The sequence below is a fragment of the Nocardia flavorosea NBRC 108225 genome (genome assembly GCF_001613385.1).
Taxonomy (GTDB): domain Bacteria; phylum Actinomycetota; class Actinomycetes; order Mycobacteriales; family Mycobacteriaceae; genus Nocardia; species Nocardia flavorosea.
In genome coordinates this window covers 144106-161172 of record NZ_BDCG01000014.1, presented here as the reverse complement: position 1 = coordinate 161172, position 17067 = coordinate 144106, and the positions used below count along the sequence as shown (strand labels likewise).

Genomic DNA, 17067 nt, shown 5'->3' with positions numbered 1-17067 from the left:
ATACGCCGGAGACCGGGGAAAATCACCCTTCGGCCGCAAAGCGAGAGCACAACCCCAGATGAATAGAGGGGCCAGGTGTGCGGCCTCAGGTTTGATGTTATTTTACGGATCCCAAGGGTCAAGCCCCATGTTCGGGTCCATGTGGTCGAGGCTGGCGATCCGATTGGTCCACCGCATCAATTCCGCACGGTTCGCCGCAGTGGGGTTGATACGGTATCGCTCCGCGGCGGCGAGTTGTGCTTCGGCGACCTCGTGACCGATTGCGAAACGGGTATTGCGGTCGATCTGGTTCCACTGGCGCGGCGAGATTGCATTTCGGAGCGCCAGGTCGGAATCCCAATTCTGCCGCACGCGGTTCACGAAACGCTGATTGATTTCGGCCCCCGGAGCCGGCCGGTTGGTGTGCCGGAGGAAGTTTGTGGCCGCGATTTCGGCCTGAGCGGCGAACGCGGCGCGTGCTTCCGGAGTCTGGCCCTCGAGATGATTTTCGACTGCGCGGGCGGCGGCCACAGCCTTCTGCAGTGGCGCGAAACCGAACGGATTCTTGGACATACTCGCGGCCTGGACCGCGACCGCACGCTCAGCTTGGTGAACCGCGACGTCATTGGCTCCGAGACTGAGCAGGATCGGCGCCCTGTTGGCGTCCGGAACCCGGCTGTCGCCCAGTCCGTCCAGTGCGTTGGCCAGGCCGATGGCGTTGGTGACCCCGCCGTGTGGCGCGGCACGGACGATGGCTTTGTTCCGCCAGTTGTTGCGGCCCAGCTGGCTCCATTCGTACATCTCCATCCGAGAATCGGCGGTGTGGTAGTTCGCCAGATCGGAGATCTTCTTCCTCCGGGCGAGCGGGTTGAGCGGGTTGGGTGTCCGCAGAGCCAACCATGCCACAAGCGGGGAGGAGTTGACCGTATTCAGTGCAGCAAGAGCTGCGAGACCGCCCATACCGCCACCTCCACCGCCGGGAAGCTGGGCGCCCCCCATGCCCAGAGCCGACCCACCACCGCTGCCACCGGACCCGCCTCCGCCGCCCTGAATTGCCAGAGCGAAGCGGTTGGCAACCCAATTGTTCCCCCTGTCCAAGCTGCCACTGAGTCGGCGCAACTGGAGTATGGCGACGAGTTCCACCGCACAGGCGATGACGATCACCGACATCACCTGATCACCGGCCTGCTGGAACAGGTCGCCCATGAAAAGGACGTAGACGCCCAGAAATACGGTGAAGGCAGCCATTCTGGCGGCCGCGAGGAACGTATCGACGATATTGCGGACCAGGAACGTCTGCGTGGGGCCGTAGACGAAACCTCCGGCGGCGAACCCGAAGATTGCCATGAACCCGTGGTAGATGGCATCGAGTGCCGCTTTGGTGACCTTCAAACCGAGGTACACAGCGAAGAGCATCAGCAGGGTGGCGCAGACCAGCAGTATCAGTCCCGTCCCGATCTGGCCGAAGGTTGGATTCTCTGCTCTGGAGTGAGCGGCGCTGTCGCACCCTTCGACTGCCGACCTGATGTCGTCCGGATCTCCGGCCATAACACCTGCAGTCCATGCGGACTCACAACCGGTGCGATCGATGATGTGACCGAAGTTCCAGACCTGCACGGGTTTACGGGCAAAGTTGTCCGCCAGGTCGTGCTGCATGATCGTCACGAGCTGTTCGGGGTTCGGATTACCGTTTCCGTTGAGCCCTGCCGCCACTGACAGGCCGACGTCCCGGCCCTGGGTCAGCAGCCCGTCAGAGGACAGGACATCCTCCAGCGGATTGGCCAACAACAGGGGGCCCAGAATCGCTACGCCGATCATGGTCACGACCTGCATCGTCGCTTTGACATGGAACCCACGAACGGTGAACCAGGCCACGAAGAACGCACCGATGGTGGCCGCAGTGATCAATACTATCGGCGTGGCTATCTGACGGGCGAGTGTTTGGGCGGTGCCCGTGAGGGCTGCGGCGAACATGTCCAGCCAGGTGAAACTGAATGTGAAAGTCACAGCCCAGATCGCGGAAGTGACGATCGCCATGTAGCCCACGAACAGAATCCCGAGTATCGCCCAGAGTACGGTATTGCCAGGGTTGAACAGGCTCCCTGGATCTGTGACGAACTGATAACTGGCCAACGGAACCCCGTTCGAGTCCCGGACATTCATCCAGCTGAGGCCGTCGATCTGCGATACGCCGCTGCTGGTCTGCGCCCCGGCGACCACGCCGATGATTCCCGGAAACACCACGAATCCGAACATGATGCCGAGCAGCCACAATGCTCGCCGCTTCCAGGGATGATCGTTCAGCCAGCATCGAAGCCGTCGCATGAGCGTATCCGGGTACCAGCGAAGGGGATCCCATCCGGAGGTCTCCGGGTTCGGCGAGTATGCGGGCGGTGATGCAGTTGTCGAAACCGATGACGGCGTATTCGCCGACTGCCCACTCTCCGTGCGGAGATCGCTCGACGATCGTGAGCGGGTGCTGATCGGGCGGCGGAGGCGCATACGGTACTTCCTCCTGCTTTCCGTGACCGACGCCCGGGAGCCGCGAGCTAGCCGGGGCGATATGACTGCCGAGTCGAGAACAATATCTTGACCCGGCGACAACGGACAGCACTTCCCTTTGCTGGGAATCCTCGACAATGGGTCCTACGCAAGAAACTGCTCATACATGGTAGGCAGCAGTCGGCGACAACTCATGGAGGTGGCGCGCCTGCTTGCTGCCCCATGCCGACAATGACAGGTGGACAGTGTGCGCTGACATCTATGTTCCGCTGGGCAGGTGAGTGATGGGGTTCAGTGACTTTCTCGGGGGTATCGGCGGCGACCTGATCGTTGCCGGTGCCGGCTTGGTCGGTACGGCGTTGCTGGGCCCCGCCGGCGGGGCGATTCTCGGGGGAGCTGTCGGCGGCGCCGTTGCTTGGGGCTCCGGTAAGACCACCGAAGAGATCCTCACCGGCATGGCCATGGGTGCGGCCGGCGGCGCCATGGGCGGCATGGGCGGCATCGGTATCAAAGGGGCGCTGCGGAGCGGCAAAGCAGTCCAGCTCGCGGACGAGATCGGCAGGACAGCTGCCGCCAACGCCGGATCCGGTGCGGCGAAACTACTTCCGAAGATTGCCCAAAGCCAGAACGGGCTCTTACGACATACGATTCCAGTAGCTGTCGGTGGCGCGCATCAGCAAGCATGGAAGACCTATCTCCACGGTGGACTCACTTTCGGGTCGACGTGGTTCTCGTATGCTTCCGGGCGAGCGATGACGCCGGATCCGACGCAGGTCTCCGGAGACGAGCAGTATGCGCTGGCACAGATACCGGTGATTCCGATCGCACAGGAGCGATCACCGGAGGAGATGCCCACCATCTACATGCCCGATCCGCAGGGCATGCCCGAGGGATTGGTCTTCTCTCCGCCGGTTCAGCAGCAGTACGAAGATGTGATACCGGTGCTGCTCATCGGGAACTGGGAAGCGTGTGGCGACCGCACGAGGGTACGGACTCTGCTCCCTCCGGATCCTCCCGTTTCGGATATCTCCGGGGAAGAAATGGCCAATATCAACAACTACGCGCAGCGGGTGGCGGCCATGCGGTCGAAATGGGAGGAGATGTCCGCGAACGCGGAATTGATTCCCGAGATAGACGAATCCACGCAAGAACTCGCATTGGCCTGCCAGGACATGGTAGGTGCTTCGGTCGAGGCACTCGGCACATTCGCCACCTTCCACCCGGCGAATGTCGACCTGATCGTCGAGTATCAGACACGGTGCATGGAATCCGGGAGCTTCATCCTGGAAGACCTGGCCCTGATCAATGCCGCGGAGCCCACCGAGGACAACTATGTGTTCACTCTGATCGAATCATCAGTCGTTACATCAGAGGAGAATATGAGGATGTTCGCCGGTGAGTTCGAGGCGCTGGCGGCGGAGGTTCCGGAGGAGTCCGAAGAGGAACAGAACCGCCAGACCGATACGGGGACCGAGAACTTGCTGGACCGCGAATACGCGAATGAGTCGAGCCAACTCGAGGATCTCGCACAGTTGACCCCGCCGGCCGCATGGGACCTCGGTGGACCGGCCCTGGACGCGACAACCACTACCGGCCGAACTGCCGAAGAATCCGGTTCGCTCGGACAGAGGTCCGCCGACCGCACGGGAGCTCAGTCCGATGCGCTACAGGCCGGTAGCCAGGTACCGGCAGTGGCGGGAACCCCAGGTTCCGGGCTCGAATCCATGGCGCTCCCCGCGGCGATAAATGCTCTGATGAACGCCAATCAGCAGCCTGGCCGCACACCCGATGCCGGCGAACCGGTGAATCGCCGGAGCGAGACCGGAAGGCCTAAGGAGGACCAGACGGCCGCCACAACGCCTACGACGCTTTCCCCGACGACGCAAACGCCGGCAGCATCCACGCCGCAGCAGAGTACCGCCTCCGCTCCTGCCCGCTCGGTAGTTGCACGCCCGGCCGGTCCTTCCGAGGTTACCCTTGTTTCTGCCCGGAAGGAGCCCGGTCCTCAGGAAGCGATTGTGTACACATTCCCGGATGGGCGCACGCAGGAAGTTGCGGTCGTGGTCGCGCAAGCCTTGGATGCTGCCTTCGACAATGCGGCGGGTACCGATGCTCGGGCGGCGTACGCGCGGACCGTTGTCAAATGGAATCGTGAGGAGGCGAGTGGGTCTCGTATCGACCCGCACCAGGTGATGACCGGCGACGTGGCTGCTTGGGATGGACGCTCGGCGATACTGGTGGCGTTCGAAACCGATACCAGCGCCACGTTGGAGGTTGTCGTCGACGGCGAACTCCGTCCCTTTGTCGGCGAAATGACGGATAAAGCAGGCGACTTCGGTGCCTTTGCCGGTTTCTTCCACCCGGTCGGCATAGAGGTGCAGGTGTCGGCGCGGGAAACGCCGGATACCGCCTTGCCTATAGACCAAACCACCGCAGCTGTGGCTGCGGCGCCAGCATAGAAGGTTTCGAATGGGCTTCTGGGATCAGCTAGGCGGCGTCGCGTTTGAGGTAGGCTTTACGGCCGCGCTTGCCGGCCGAGGTGCAGGTGCCGCGGGAATCGTCAGGTCAGGGGTCGTGTCCGCACTGGGCGGTGGCGGCGGAAATATGATCGCGAACGGTTTTACCCCCGAGAATTTCGGTGAAGGGTTTGTGCTCGGGGGTGTGTTCGGCACGGCGGGTGCCGCGGGTGCGCGTGGACTGGCAACGCAGGCCGGGAGGTTGGCAGAAACGGCGGGAACTCGGACGACAGCCGCGCAGAATTACCTGACAGCTCGCGACAACTTCAGGGAAGGATATGGAGCACTCCGGGAAGCGCGGGATGGTATCGACGGCGCAGGCCGGTTCCGCCGTGGACTCAACAATTCTCGATTAGGACGGACACGAGCCAATCCGGATCCCCTGAACAGGGCTCGGCGAGATGCCGAAAACGCGCTCCCCGGTCTGCGTGAAGCTCGTTTGAACGCTGCGCGGGATGCGCGCGAAGCCGGTGCCATCGGTCGCCGGGATGCCCAAGAGAATCTCGATCTCATGACAAGCCGCCAACAGCGGATGGACAGATGGAATCGGTTCCTGAACGCGCCGGATGCCAATCCTAGATGGTGGCACGGCCGTGGACGCGGTCTCCTCACCGGCACCGCTGCGTCGGCCGGCCTGTTCGCAGACGACATCTTCGAAGGTATCGGCTGGCTGGGCGGGGACGGCGGTGGAAACGCCGGCAACGGAGGCACGGATACCGAAACGGATCCGGATACCGGTGTCACGACGATCGATCTGCGCTGGGTGGGGGACCAGGCGGCAATCAACGCCGGTGTAATCGGGCAGGGCCCCTTCACCGAAGACCCCACCTACCAAACTCGCGACGGTAACGGATACCTCCTCCAGCCCTGGGATCTCGCCGAGATCAACAATGCCCTGGCCGAAGCACACGGCGGGGCAACTGATTCGGTGGCATCCTATATAGCCGACAACTATGTGCTTTTCGACACGGCGGAGACGGCGGAGGATCTGGCCTTCGAACCCGCTCCTCGCTTCCAGGGTGTGTCGCTGGGCGAGTCCGCCGCTGGGGAAACGTATGGTGGGACACTCGCTTCTCTCACGACTGCGGCGGAGCGCTTCGATACTGCTCAGTTGAACATGCTCGAAGTCATGCCGGAAGTCGAAGAGGTTACGACCCAGGGCAAAGAGAATTTCGAGCGTCTCATCGCCGAGATGAACCAGTTGGTGGCCACCAGTGACGGGTCCGAGACCGGGTTCGTGGAGATGCTCGCTCAGGCAATGACTCTGGTGGCGGATTTCGTGGAAACGGCGAACGAATCGAACCAGGGTTTGGCCGAGATTCTGGCAAAGCAGCAGGAGATGCTGGAGCAGGACGAGGAGAAGAACGAAGAACTCGACGACGCGGTCCGCGAATTCGAGGGTAACCAGTTCGACCCGGGTCAATGGGCGACGCAGCCGGGGACCGGCCTGACCGACCCCTCAGAGTTGGACGATCTGACTCCGCCGAAACTCGACGCCGAGAATCCGGCGGCGGTGGACCAGGCCACGAATCCATCCGGAACTACGCCGAGTGTTGATTCCCCTGGGTTGACCCCGGGTGGGAACGCGGCAGGGATGAGCCCCGCCGCGAACATGGGGGGCATGGACATGTGGAGTTCGATGCTGCCGATGATATTGAGCCAGGCCATGATGAGGGGGGCAACCGATACAGACCTGGCCGGGCGCCGTGCAGATATCGATCCTTCCAGGTACGACCGTGAACGGGCCATAACGGCCGCGCCGCCTGCGCCGCCCGCGGCGGCGGCCGCGCCCAATCCCGGCGCAACGCCGTGGTCCAAGCCGTCGGCGCCGGTGACCGCAGCGCCCGCGCAGACGCACACCGGCCCCCCGTCTGGTGCCACCGCGCCGTCGACCATTTCGGCGCCGCCCCGTAGCCAGAACCCGGACGGCAGCGTCGTCTACACCTTCCCCGACGGCCGGACCCAGAAGGTATCCCCAACAGTGGCGGATGTGCTGGACAAGGCGTTCGGCAATATCAAGACGACCGATGCCCAGGAGGCATACGCGCAGACTCCCGCGAAGTGGACCGACAAGAAAGAGATTGGCCAGCGCGTCGATCCCTACCAGCTGATAACCGGAGATGTGGCCGTATGGGACGACCGCACTGCGGTTCTCGTCGTATTCGGATCCGGAGAAGAAGGCACCTTGGAGGTTGTGGTGGACGGCGAGCTGCAGCCGTATTCTCCGGAGATGAAGGACAGCACCGGCGAGTTCGGTCAGTTCGTCGGTTTCATGCACCCGCCGGGCATCGAGGCCGGTGGCGGAAAGGACCGGTCCGCGGACGGAGCGGCGGCGACGGACCAGCAATCGAACGGTGCCGATATGCCGATTGTCGCCGCACCGGCCTGACAGTCGGCGGTTCGTGAGAGGAGTCGGATGAATGGCACTGAACGTCGATCTCGGCGAACTGGTCACGGTCGCCGGGCGAGCCGCCGAGATGGCTAGAACGACTGGAGCCGCCCTGCCACGGGAATGGGTTCTGCCGGCGGGTGCCGACCCGATTTCGGCTGAAGCGGTACCACGTCTCAACGCTCAGGCCGCAGGTCTTTTCAACGGTGTCATCAACGTGTTGAACGAGGTTCAAAAGCTTTCGCACAACGTCGGTGCCGCCGCGGTGGATTATGCGGCCACCGACGCCGAGTCGGCGCGGACGTTGGCCGGTCTCGGCGGTGGCCACGATGTGACGAACCCAGTACCCGAGGTGGAGCAGCTCGGATACCGTCGAGTCCCGGAGCCGTTGAGCAGTATGACCAGCACGACCGGTGATCCATTGGTCTTCGCCCAGCAACTGCACAGCGGACCCGGCCCGGAACCCGCACGTCGTTTCGCGGATTCGGTGCGCGCGTTCAACGCCGATACGGTCATCACCGCTCGCGGCGATATGGACAGCGCCGCATCGGCGCTACAGCACTGGACACCGGTGGGTAGCGGTGTCGCGGAGAAGCTCACGAAATACCGAGGATGGCTCGACGAAATCGGGACCGGGCTGACCCTGCTCGCCGACAGCGCTGCCACCTACGGTGATTCCTTCGCCACTGCGAAGGCGAAACACCCCACCCCGGAGGAGATCATCGCCGCCCGCAAGGAGCTCGCCCGGTCCATGCGGGCGAAGGACGAGATCGGTGTGCAGGCGGCGCTGGCCAAATTCCAGGAGCACAATACTCGTTCCGCCGAGACTGTCGGTGCCTATGCGGCCGAAACCGGCGCAAGCGGAGCTGCGGACGGAAGTGCCGCCGGCCAAGGCGGTGCGGCAGACAGCAGTGGACTCGCCCAGATGCTGCCGGCACTGATGAGCATGATGGGCGCCGGGATGAACGGCTTGCCGCTCACCGAGGAGGTCTCGGACGATTACTACGACGACTACTATGACGATTACGGTGTCGGCGACTACGGGGTGCCTTCTCTGGGCCCGCCGGGCGGAAGCTCCCCGTCGGTCGGTGTGCCCAGTCCTGCCGATGTCGAATCGCAGGCTGTCGGTGTGATGCCGGTTTCGGCCGGGATCGGAATGGGAACAGGTGCGGGGCTCGGGTCGGCGCCGCGGGTTCCGGTGATGGAATCGGCGTCACCTTCGTCGTCGTCCAACTCTCCCTACGGTCGCAGTGGTATGCCCTACATGCCGATGATGCCGATGGCGCCCGGCGCCGGTGGAGCGGGCGGGGGTGGAAACGAGCGCAACCGGGTGGTCGCCTGGCACCCGGACCGGTTGATGTATGTCGACGACACACCTCATACCGAGCAGGTGATCGGCGAGCGTCCTACTATCGCCCCCACGGTCACATCACCGACCCCGCCGCCGCCGAACCAGGCGCCGGCTCGTTCCGGAGGAACCGCATGAGCAATATTCACCCCGACGTGCAGGCCGCACTGGACGCGGCCCGCGATCTCCGGCACCGGATTGCCGATATGCGAGAGAAGATCGATGGGATACGGGCACGGCGGCCCTCGCCGAGCGGTGCGGTGATCCCGGAGGTAGATGCCATGGGTCGTCTCACCAGCTTGTACTTGACGCCCGGGACCACATCGCGATTCACCAATGACGAGTTGGCGAGTGAGATCATGGCGGCGATCCGGGAGAGTACGGTGGACGCGGCACGGCAGTACCGGACAATCATGGAAGCTTCCATCACCGGTGACCCCCGCAACGGTGGGCAGTCGCGTGAGCCCAACCCGCCGGTACCCGCATCGGAGCCGGTCTCGTGACCGATGCCGGGGTTGCCGAAGACAACGAGGTATCGGTTGTCGACGCCGTGTCCTGGCTTCAAGAAGAGGGGCTAGCGCGGTTGGCCGCGCTCGGCGAAGCCACTGGTCCGGCCGCCGCATTCACTGTTGATGTGAACAGCGGCTTGGTGATCATGTTTCCGGCTACGAACAAGGATTCCAGTTCGTGCGGTGCCGACGAATTGCCGGCTCCGATCGAGACCACCGGTCGGCTCGTGACTGTCGGGGTGACCACTTCCGCTGCACTGCTGGTGGTCGACCTGTCCGGTTCGCTGATGATCGCGGTGAACGGCGACAGGCCGGAACTGGCAACCCGGTTTTGGGCCCTGCAGTTGCTGCTCAATCCCGATATCACGCTCACCACCAACAGCGGTGAAGTGGCCATCGGGTCGAGTTCGCGGTGTAAGAAGAGTTTCATCCCGGGTGGCGGTGGCGCGATCATCAGCGTCGATGACGGGAGGCCGCCGGTGACGACTGTGTCGATGAATTCGGCAATGGATGGTGCCGACTACTTGGAGTTGGCTCCCGATGGTTCCGGTGAGATGTATCTGGGCCCCAGATTCTGGCAACTGGACCATGTGCTGACGATCGCGGACGAACCGTGGTCGGCCCTCGCGTCGGCACTCGAGGGAGCCGACCGATGAAAATCATCATCCGAGATACTGTGGAGACCATTCGATGAGCAGCCCCTATGATGACCACGATTTCGAGTACGACGAACCACAGCCTCCTCCGAAGAAGACAACGTACGAGGTATTCAACCCGGAGAACACCGTCGGAGTCGCTTGCGATCGTGATGGCGAGGTCGTCGGATTGCATATCACCGACGACGCGCGAGAATCCGGTGATTCATGGCTTTCGTCCGAGATCGTGAAACTGGCAATGCTCGCCCATATGCAGTCTCGTCTCGGCTTGCGTAAAGAGATGGAGGTCAAGGGGACGCGATCTTACACGATCGACTCGTTCGGACTTCCCACGGAAGCCGGATATCGCGCGATGGAACAAGAGGCCTTCGGTCCTCGCGCGCACTGATCTACCGACTACAGGAGTCGATATGCTGGATATGGACGAGCCCGACGAGGTCGTCGCGGCCGCGGGACAGTTCCGGACCGCGATCACCACCGCGGCAACAGATGTAGGTGCGTTATTCGACGTACTCGGCCTATCGCTGGATTCCACCTCGAATTGTCGCGTGGATCGGGCGTGCCTCGGCCAGCTGGACTGGATGCAGACCACCTTCACGGAGGCGGTGGAAGATTGTGTGGGGCAAGCCGAAACGACGGTGGACAATACTGTCGTCAGTGCCACGGCGCTGGTCGACGCGGACCTCGACAGCAGTAGGTCTGTGCACGAAACTGCATACTGATCGCTGTGCCGATGTATCCGGAACGCGACAGCCCGTACTGGGATCGGATAGTCGGTAACGACTGGCCCGAGATTTCCCCCAGCGCCTGGCGCTCACTGGAAACCACTGCGCGTGAGGGTGCGGATGCTTTGAACACCGGTGATGCTGCGGGGGCTCTTCGGGGTTTCGACGAGTCGGTACGCTCGGCCGAGGCTCTGCAGGCGGTTCGCGCTGCGATGGCCGCCCTCCAGCACAATCCGCAGGCCTTCGTGGAGGCCCTGTACGCGGCGGCGGATACATTCGGAGATATCGCGGAGCTCGTCCGGCGGACCCGGAACCAGATCCTGGACGTGGTGGACGGCGCCGACGCCCGGATTCGGAGGGAGACCGCTGGAGACAACAATTCGGATGGCGAAGAAGGGGACGAGACCGATGCGAACACTGTGAATTCCATCGTGGCCCGGGCGCGCGCGGATGTCGTCGATATCATCGAGACCACACTGGCCAATATCGGGCCCCAAGGGCTGCCGGCGCTGGACGATATCGCGGAGGCGCTGGGACAGCCCGGTCCATGGAAGCCCGGAAACCTTTCGCCGGAGCCGTGGATCGAGCCCCCCGCCTCTGGGCCGAACCTGCCTCCCCAGGCCGATGTGCCCACTTCTGTCCCTTTGCCGGACCCTCAGCTCACGCCACCGGACCTGCGAAACGACCATCTACCCGGGACCATGGACCTGGAGGGGGATGTGGGGGGGACGAATTCACCGGACCCGGGCGAAGTCCGGGCCGCCGAGGGCGGTACGGGCCAGGCGATACCTGCGAATTCACCGGACAGACCCGTCGGAGCGTCGCCGGAGACGAGATCAACGCCGGTGCCGTCGGGCGGACTACCCGGTGCGGACATGGCAATCGGTGGGGCGGGACGTCCGGCAGGTCAGCCGAGTGGTGCCGAGGTGGTTTCGCCGGAGTCGGTCCGCGAGAGTCACGAATCCGGTCCGGTCGAGGCGGAACACGCCGACGCGGCAAGGGGATCCGGATCGTCGGACGATGTCACGGTAGATCCTCGAATGTCGGGCCCGGTGGTCGCCCCGAGTACGACGTCCGCAGAAGCTGGCCAGCCCGGCGCGCTGCCGCCTGTCCCGTTACAGGCGATCGGGCCGAACGCGGTCCTTGCCCCCACCAGCGCGCAGGGGCGTTCGGCACCGGCGGGAGCACTGGGAGAGCCGATTCGAGCAAACCCGCCTGTTGTCGGAAAACCGGCTGCCACCCAGTATCCTACTGCCCAGATACCGGGCGCCGCCCAGCCGGCCGTCACGGCTCCCACGAGCGGAAAAGCCTCCGTGCCACCTCGCGACGCCACCGATGTTCCAGCGCGGGGGGCTTCGGAGCCTTCCACGAAAGACAGCGATGACCTCGTCAGGGATTCTGTGGGCGCGGCACTCGCTGCCTCCGCGGCACCCTCGTTCGTGGTCGGCGACCGCGTGGACGGTGATCTGACACTGGCACGCACCTTGCTCGCTGGAATCCGCGCGGCTGTGGACACGGATCTGATCGGGGTGGACTGGGCCGTTTCGATCATGCGGTTACCCAGTGGAGTCAGTGCTTTCGTCACTTCGAACGAAGGGCGGGGCTGGCTACCGGCAGGGCTGTTTCTGCCGCGCGAAGTGTCCAACCCGTGGCTCTGGTCCGTTTCCGAGAACGCGGGGTGGGAAGGTGTGGCCGATCCGGCCCGGATACTTGTGGAGTTCGCTCTCGCATGGGGTGGCCGTTCCGGGGCCAAACTCGCCGCGCTGGCGTCCTCGGGGCCGATCGGCCCCGAATTGGAACGCCGACTCGGTGATATCGGTCTCGCGGGTGGTGTGCCGGCCTCGGCTCGGATGGATCTCTCGATGCCGTCGGCCAGTACGCTGGACCGGCTGGGAACGACCGGATCGACACGGCTGATCGAGCGTGCAACGAAGGTTCCGGATGGGATGCTGGCGCAACGGTGTCTCGAACTGGCCGTCGACGCTCATATGAGAGTGGAAGAGGTCGATGGCGCTCCGCTGCCGTCGGTCGAGGCGCCTGAGCTCCGTCTACGGATTCTGCGTGCGCTTCGTCACGCCCGGGAGTTCCCGGCAAGCTGGTGGGACGAACTCCAAGAAGCGGATGACCTGCTGGCGGCTTCGGCACTCGGCTACCGGATCGATACAGCGAGCGTGGCGCTCGGTGAGCTCCGTCCCGAGCGAGGCGACGGTCTTCCGGACCCGCGCCGGAACACCTTGCGTGATATAGGGTTTCAACGGCGTTGCAATGAACTGGTGCTGTTGCTGGGGGAGCCGGGCGGCAGGCAGGTTCTGCGTGATGCGGTGTACGCGCACGCACAGATATTGTCGCACCCCAGTTTTCGGCAGCACGCGGCCGATCCCATGAGCCGTGGACCGTCAACCGGGGCGGTTTACGGCCCACGCTGACCAGCGCCTTATCGCACCGATATTCCTCCCATGTATGGGAAGGCTGGACAATAGATAGGGGAGTCGGGTGGCGGGAAAGGATTGATCTGGCATGCCGGACAGGCTGGAAATCGACCCTGCGATTCTGCGCCAGCTCGCGGGTCAACACGAGCAGGTCGCACGGGAGACTCGTGAGTGGGCCAAGCCTCCGGTCGAATGGCTCGCGAACTTCGAACCGACGTACGGCAAAATCGCCAATCCTGTCAAGGTCGCTCTCGAACGCTACTACGACGCACGTCAGCGGGCGGGCGAAGCGCTTGCCCGTGAACACGACCAGACTGCCGAATCCTTGCTGAAGGCCGCGGAATCCTACGAGCGCGCGGACGCGGAAAGTGCCGCGAGCATAGGGCGGAACGAAGAGAGCTTCACCGGAGTGCCCGCCGGGACACCGGCCCCGTCCGTGGTTCCGCCTTCCGGCACGAACAGCGTGCCCGGCCCGATCGGGGGTGCCCTTGGGGGCCTCTCCGGCGCGCCGGTGGCCGGTGTCGGCGCCGCTCCGGAGCAGTCGGCGCCCGCCGCGCAAACCGGTCCCGCAGCGCCGGGCGCGCCGATAAGCGCCCCGGCAGCGTCTGCCGGTGCCGGGGCGAACAGCGGTACGAACGGCGCGGCCTCCGCCGGTGGCCCGCCCGCTGGGCCCACAGCTCCGAGTGGAGGCCTACCCCCGCTCGGGTCGGCCGGTTTGCCGCTCGGCGCGGTCGGCGCGGGAGCAGCAGGTGCCGAGGAGCGCCCGGCTGATCAGCGACAGTCGGGTACCGCTGCTCCGGGCGCGATGCCTGTTCCCGTCGTACCCACTCCATTCGGCGCAGCGGTGGCCGCCGCGAAGAACAAGGCTGCCGAACCGGACTATGTGGTGGGTGAAGAAGTCAGCGAAGACCTCGTTATCGCTCGCACTCTGTTGGGCGCCGTGCTGGCCGCGGTCGAACCGTCCGTCGGCATGGCTTGGGCGGTTTCGGTGATGCGTGGACCCGGTGGCGCAGGGATATTCATCACGTCGAACGAGGGTCGCGGCTGGATGCCAGCTGGCTTGTACCTGCCACGCGAGGTATCCACTCCTTGGTTGTGGGACGAGTTGCTCGGCGCCACCGAGTCGCCGGGGTCACCGTGGGAAGGTGTAGCCGATCCGGCGCGCGTGCTGGTGGAGTTCGGACTGGCGTGGGGTGCGAAAGCGAATGCCGAACTGTCCGCTCTCGTTTCCTCTGGCCCCATAGATCCTGGACTGCGCGCACACCTGGCTCAGGTTCCGATGGAAGGTATGGTCCGCCCGGCCTATGATGTGGACCTCCGCGTGTTCACACCCGATACCGTCGACCGGCTGGGTCTTGCGGGATCCGTCTCGGCTCTCGACAGCGTGGCCGCCCTTCCGGATTCCCGGGTGCGGGCGCACTGCCTCGAACTCGCGCTGGACGCCCAGTCGCAGTTGGTGCGCTCAGTAGCCCCACCACCCGAGATCGGCGGAGTACGAAGTCTGCGTGACCGGATCCTCGCCCGCCTGCAATCAGGTGGTGAAGTGCCCCGGGAATGGTGGAACGATCTGCAGGAGGCCGATGATCTCGTCGCGGCCGCCATGATCTCGCACAGGGTCGACGTGGGGCGGGTCGGCCTGGGGGACCTACGAGTCGACGACGAGGCGACCGCCTTACGCACGATGGCGTGGGAACGTCGCTGCAACGAACTGGTCTTTCTGCTGAACAACGACGACAGCCGGCAGCTGTTGCGAGACTCGGTTTACGTTCACGAGCAGATCGTCCGTCACCCGTCGTTCGTTGCGGCACCACCGGCCGTCTCGGTGGACGAGGAACAGCGGATCCACACTGTGCCAACGGCTGGCGGAACCGAAGCGGAAATGCCGGAGCCGATTCCGGCAACTGTTTCACCGACACAGGTATCCGCACCTCCTGCAGTCAGCGGTCCGCCCAAGAATGCCGTCGCCCCACCGGTAGTGCCGCCGGCAGGGGTGGAGCGCAATTGAGATGGAGTGGGTGCCGCGCCGATGAGAAGCCGCCACCGGGCATACACGGAAAGGATTGCCGGACAGGATGGCGAACCGTTTCGACGTCGATCCCGACGCACTCCGCCGGATGGCGGACCGTCATGAAGTCGCGGCCGACCGGGCCCGGCGCTGGGCCCAGAAGCCGGAGCAATGGCTGGGTACGTTCATCCACAACTACGGCACGATCGCCCAGCCGGTGTACAACGCCATGGTCCGCTATTACGACGCCCGGGAAGTAGCGGGTAACAAGAAGGCCGACCAGCATCTGGAGACCGCGCGCAAACTGCGAGAGACCGCTCAGGCCTACGAGCGGGCCGATATCGACAGCGGTGGCAGGATGGGAGATACGGGTGGCCGGTTCGGGGGAGGACCACGGGACATGCATCCGGTGAACGGAGGCGAGGCACGCCCTGTCATCGTAACTCCGCTTCCGTCTACGACGGCTCCGCAGAGCGAGCCTCGTACGGCTGTTCCGACCGGACGAGCACCGCAGCTGTCCAGGATGCCGGACAATCGACCGGAAACGTCTGCTCCACCTGCTTCCCCCGTACTCCCGTACCTTCCTCCCCTCCCGGGGCAACCTCGGCCCACTGCCGCACCCCCTGGCGGTGAACCAGCTCCGCGCGCCGCTTCGCCGACGCCGCCGACTGTCACCGCGCCTGCGGTCACTGCGCCGACGCCCACCCCGCCGCCCTCCGGTCCGCCCAGCGGACCTCCCTCGGGTGGCGGTGGCCTGCCCCCGCGCGACATATCGTCCGGGCAAACCCCGGCCCGCCATGAACCGGGGCCGTCGACGCCGCGCCCGGGCAGTATGCCGGTGGCGGCCGGAACAGCTTCGACGCGGCCTCGGGAGGCGGCTGCCACCCCGAAGGTTCCCGCGGGAGCCGATCTGCTCACCGCCAGCGCGCTGCTCGCGGCGGTACTGGGCGCGACCGACTCGGCGGAATACGGCGTGTTGTGGGCAGTGGCTGTACTGCGCGGGTCCGCCGGTGCCGGATTGTTCATCACCGCCAACGAGGGTCGGGGATGGTTGCCGCCGGGCCTGTATCTGCCGCGCGAAGTATCCACGCCATGGATGTGGGACGAGATGCTCCGGGACTCCGCCGGGGCTATTTCCGAGACGTGGGAGGGGCTCGGTGATCCCGCCAGGGTGCTCGTGGAATTCGCCGGGGTATGGGGAGCCAAGACCGGTGCATCAATAACAGCCTTGGCGACATCGGGAAGTCTCGATCCTCGGCTTGCGATGTACCTCCGGAATGTCGAGACGGCATCCGGAGTCACCCCCTCGCGTTCTCCGGATCTGAGTGTTCCCGGTCCAGGGGCGGTGGACAGGTTGGGGCTGACAGGTTCGGTCGAGGCGCTCGCCGCTGTGGCCGACCTGCCCCGCAGCGGGCGACGACAGCGTTGCGTGGAGTTGGCGAACGAGGCTCATCTGCTCTTGATGCGGAGAGGGGCGACACCTCCGGAGGCCGCGGAATCGGCGCGGCTGCGGGATCGGATCCTCGCAGTACTGGAGGCAGACCAGCAAGTACCACCGCACTGGTGGGAGGATCTGCGCCGAGCAGATCGAGCATTGGCCCGGTTGGTACGGGGTCGTCGTATCGATGCAACCGGCGTCGGCGTGGGTGACCTGGCGAGTTCTCGTATGCCGAATTCGCTGCGGGATCTGATCGACCAGCACCGCTGCACCGAGCTCGTGCTGCTCATGCAGCGAGAACCTGGGTATCAGCTGTTCCGCGATGTGATCTACGCGCATGAACAGGTCGCCGAACGGCGACTGCGGCCCGGTGGACGGCCCGGGGTGAGCGCCCCGCAGGAACGCCGCGGTTCGGCCGGGCACGTGGTCCCGGGGACGACGCCGGTCGGTGTGAGCGTGGTCGGGTCCGCGACGGCTGCCGTGTCCGCGGCGCCAAATATCGATATACGCAGGCATGGGCGGTGATTCTGTTGAGGTCCATTCCTATCGAGGCTATCGAGAAATTTGCCAT

General features: G+C 64.7%; 11 protein-coding genes. 10 read left to right on the top strand and 1 reads right to left on the bottom strand.

Going from position 1 to position 17067, the window contains the following annotated elements:
• Positions 1-102 precede the first annotated feature (102 nt).
• Positions 103-2304, bottom strand: coding sequence for a hypothetical protein (locus NFL01S_RS18365; RefSeq protein WP_157116659.1), 2202 nt, complete (start codon positions 2302-2304; stop codon positions 103-105).
• Positions 2305-2765: 461 nt separating this feature from the next.
• Between NFL01S_RS18365 and NFL01S_RS18355 the strand changes: the two genes are divergently transcribed.
• From NFL01S_RS18355 to NFL01S_RS34580, 10 genes are all read left to right on the top strand, one after another.
• A complete protein-coding gene (locus NFL01S_RS18355; protein ID WP_062976899.1) occupies positions 2766-4940 on the top strand; it encodes a hypothetical protein in 2175 nt (724 codons plus the stop codon).
• A 568-nt stretch (positions 4941-5508) separates the two neighbouring features.
• Complete coding sequence (locus NFL01S_RS18350; protein ID WP_169812143.1) at positions 5509-7386, top strand: hypothetical protein; 1878 nt, start codon at positions 5509-5511, stop codon at positions 7384-7386.
• A gap of 31 nt (positions 7387-7417) precedes the next feature.
• The gene (locus NFL01S_RS18345; RefSeq protein WP_062976895.1) at positions 7418-8872 is read left to right on the top strand and encodes a PPE domain-containing protein; all 1455 of its coding nucleotides are present in this window, start codon (positions 7418-7420) and stop codon (positions 8870-8872) included.
• Entirely contained in the window at positions 8869-9237 is a 369-nt protein-coding gene (locus NFL01S_RS18340) for a YbaB/EbfC family nucleoid-associated protein (RefSeq protein WP_245670771.1), read from the top strand. Before NFL01S_RS18345 ends, NFL01S_RS18340 begins: the two co-directional genes overlap by 4 nt.
• The gene (locus NFL01S_RS18335) at positions 9234-9899 is read left to right on the top strand and encodes a hypothetical protein (RefSeq protein ID WP_062976893.1); all 666 of its coding nucleotides are present in this window, start codon (positions 9234-9236) and stop codon (positions 9897-9899) included. The genes NFL01S_RS18340 and NFL01S_RS18335 overlap by 4 nt, the downstream gene beginning before the upstream one ends.
• 34 nt (positions 9900-9933) lie before the next feature.
• Complete coding sequence (locus NFL01S_RS18330; RefSeq protein WP_062976891.1) at positions 9934-10287, top strand: hypothetical protein; 354 nt, start codon at positions 9934-9936, stop codon at positions 10285-10287.
• A 22-nt stretch (positions 10288-10309) separates the two neighbouring features.
• Positions 10310-10621, top strand: a complete 312-nt coding sequence (locus tag NFL01S_RS18325) for a hypothetical protein (protein ID WP_062976889.1) — start codon at positions 10310-10312, stop codon at positions 10619-10621.
• 5 nt (positions 10622-10626) lie between these two features.
• On the top strand, positions 10627-13050 hold the full coding sequence (locus NFL01S_RS18320; RefSeq protein ID WP_157116656.1) for a hypothetical protein: 2424 nt from the start codon (positions 10627-10629) through the stop codon (positions 13048-13050).
• A 91-nt stretch (positions 13051-13141) separates the two neighbouring features.
• A complete protein-coding gene (locus tag NFL01S_RS18315) occupies positions 13142-15058 on the top strand; it encodes a type VII secretion target (RefSeq protein ID WP_062976884.1) in 1917 nt (638 codons plus the stop codon).
• A 67-nt stretch (positions 15059-15125) separates the two neighbouring features.
• Positions 15126-17021 (top strand): type VII secretion target, encoded by a 1896-nt coding sequence (locus NFL01S_RS34580; RefSeq protein ID WP_084492848.1) that lies wholly within the window; start codon positions 15126-15128, stop codon positions 17019-17021.
• Positions 17022-17067 lie beyond the last annotated feature (46 nt).

Bases quoted from the DNA above. Each gene is read 5' to 3' on its own strand.
- NFL01S_RS18345 (WP_062976895.1), top strand. From the start codon at position 7,418: ATGGCACTGAACGTCGATCTCGGCGAACTGGTCACGGTCGCCGGGCGA.
- NFL01S_RS34580 (WP_084492848.1), top strand. From the start codon at position 15,126: ATGGCGAACCGTTTCGACGTCGATCCCGACGCACTCCGCCGGATGGCG.
- NFL01S_RS18355 (WP_062976899.1), top strand. From the start codon at position 2,766: ATGGGGTTCAGTGACTTTCTCGGGGGTATCGGCGGCGACCTGATCGTT.
- NFL01S_RS18330 (WP_062976891.1), top strand. From the start codon at position 9,934: ATGAGCAGCCCCTATGATGACCACGATTTCGAGTACGACGAACCACAG.
- NFL01S_RS18340 (WP_245670771.1), top strand. From the start codon at position 8,869: ATGAGCAATATTCACCCCGACGTGCAGGCCGCACTGGACGCGGCCCGC.
- NFL01S_RS18325 (WP_062976889.1), top strand. From the start codon at position 10,310: ATGCTGGATATGGACGAGCCCGACGAGGTCGTCGCGGCCGCGGGACAG.
- NFL01S_RS18365 (WP_157116659.1), bottom strand. From the start codon at position 2,304: ATGCGACGGCTTCGATGCTGGCTGAACGATCATCCCTGGAAGCGGCGA.
- NFL01S_RS18315 (WP_062976884.1), top strand. From the start codon at position 13,142: ATGCCGGACAGGCTGGAAATCGACCCTGCGATTCTGCGCCAGCTCGCG.
- NFL01S_RS18350 (WP_169812143.1), top strand. From the start codon at position 5,509: ATGACAAGCCGCCAACAGCGGATGGACAGATGGAATCGGTTCCTGAAC.